Here is a 2063-nt window from a genome sequence, read left to right on the forward strand (position 1 = left end):
GCGCGCCACGCCCCAACCCAGCCGGAACCCACGCCATGACCCGCTCCCTCCTGCCGGGCATGGCCTGCCTGAGCCTGCTCTGCCTGCTGCCCCTGCCTTACGCACACGCACAATCCACCACTCCCTCCGCACAGGTGGACACCGTGCCGCCAGCCCCCATGAGTGCGGCAACACCCCCCGTGCTCATGCCAACTCCCAGCACCCTGCGGAGCAGCGGCGAAGCCTTTCCCCTCCCATCCCGTCTGGACATACACTGGGACAGCCCGGCCACCCCCGCCTTGCGGCAGGCCGTGCAACGCCTTGAGCAGCGTCTGGCTGTTCTGACCGCCCCCCAAGGCACAGAAAACACCCAGAGCGCTCCCTACGCCATGCATATCCATTACAAGCAGGATGCGCCCTTCCCCCGCCCGGCTATGCGCGAAGAATACGACCTGCGTACCTCCGCAACCGAAGCCCGGCTGGATGCACAGGAGCCAGCCGGTATCCTGCGCGCACTGGCAACCCTGCTCCAGCTTGTCAGGATTGAGGCCTCAGGCCCGGTCATTGCGCAGGCCTCCATTACAGACAGCCCCCGTTTTGTCTGGCGCGGGCTGATGATCGACACCAGCCGCCACTTCATGCCGCTGCCCGCACTGCTACGCCAGCTTGACGCCATGGAAATGGTCAAGCTCAACGTGCTGCACCTGCACCTGTCGGATGGGGCTGCTTTCCGGGTTGAAAGCAGGCTCTATCCCCTGCTGACCCGTAGCAGCACCCCGGACAGCCCGCGCGATTACTACACGCAGGACGAAATCCGCCAGCTTGTGCGCGCCGCCGCCGAGCGGGGTATTCGCGTGGTGCCTGAATTCGATACGCCGGGCCACACGTTTGCAATCCTGCGCGCCTATCCCGCACTGGCCGCCCAGCACCCGCTCAACAAGACCGACCGGGCGGAAATCAACCGCGCGGCCATGGACCCCACAAACTCCGCCACACTGCTTTTTGTAAACCGGCTCTATACGGAAATGGCCCGGCTGTTCCCCGATCCTGTTTTCCATATCGGAGGGGATGAGGTCGTAGCCCGGCAATGGCTGCAAAATCCGCGCATTACCACTTACATGAAGCAGCACAAGCTGGCGGATACCGCAGCTCTGCAGGCCGGTTTTTCAAGACAGGTGGGCATGGCGTTGCATGCGCGCGGCAAGACCGTCATGGGCTGGGACGAAATTCTGGCCGCCGACCTGCCCCCCGGCACGCTGATCCAGAGCTGGCGCGGCCCCGCCCATACGCTTGATGCAACCCGCGCAGGATATGACACCGTTATTTCCGGCTCCTACTATCTCGACCGCCTGCTACCCGCCCGGGCCTATTATGAAACAGACCCGCTCGACACCAGAAAAGGCGCTGCCGAAGCCGCAGCAGCAGCCCAGACCACCGGGCCGGGTGGCACAGTTCCTGCTTCCCTAGCACCCTCCGCCCCATCGGATGCCGGACAGGCGGCGGATGATGCGCCCCTCCCCCCCCTTTCAACCGAACAGGCAGCCCATGTGCTGGGGGCTGAAGCGGTTTTATGGACGGAAGTAATCAACGAAAGCATGCTCGATGCGCGGCTCTGGCCCCGCACAGCCGCTCTGGCGGAGCGGTTCTGGTCGCCCGCTGCCCAATGCCGGGGCGACACCCTTGCACCGCGCCTTGCCGTCATGCGCGACAGGCTGGACCTGCTGGGCCTGCGCGCAACCCAGCAGACGCTTGCGGGACTGGAACGCATGGCCCCGGGCGAAACCGGTGCCGCGCAGATTCTGCTCTCAGCAGTCTCTCCCGTGCGCAACTACGCGCATAATCACGAATTTCTCCAGATCCGGCACAAGGAAACCGCAACCGAGCAGCCATTGGACACACTGGCGGATATTGCCATGCCCGATACGCCACTGGCGGACCTTTTCAACGCCGAAGTCGCCGCCTTTATCGCGGGAGAAACAGCGCTCAAACCCGACCTGATCCGTATGCTCACATTATGGGCCGAGAATGATGAGGCCTTTCAGCGGGCAGCAGCGCACCACCCGGCACTCACCACCGGGCTCGCG

1 protein-coding gene is annotated in these 2063 nt (G+C 64.4%); it reads left to right on the forward strand.

Annotated elements, in window-relative coordinates:
• Nucleotides 1-35: 35 nt before the first annotated feature.
• Nucleotides 36-2063 (forward strand): beta-N-acetylhexosaminidase (locus tag JCM25143_RS14920; protein ID WP_025861812.1); only part of this gene is annotated, 2028 nt, incomplete at its 3' end.

The sequence above is a fragment of the Acetobacter papayae JCM 25143 genome (assembly GCF_000613285.1).
Lineage (GTDB): Bacteria > Pseudomonadota > Alphaproteobacteria > Acetobacterales > Acetobacteraceae > Acetobacter > Acetobacter papayae.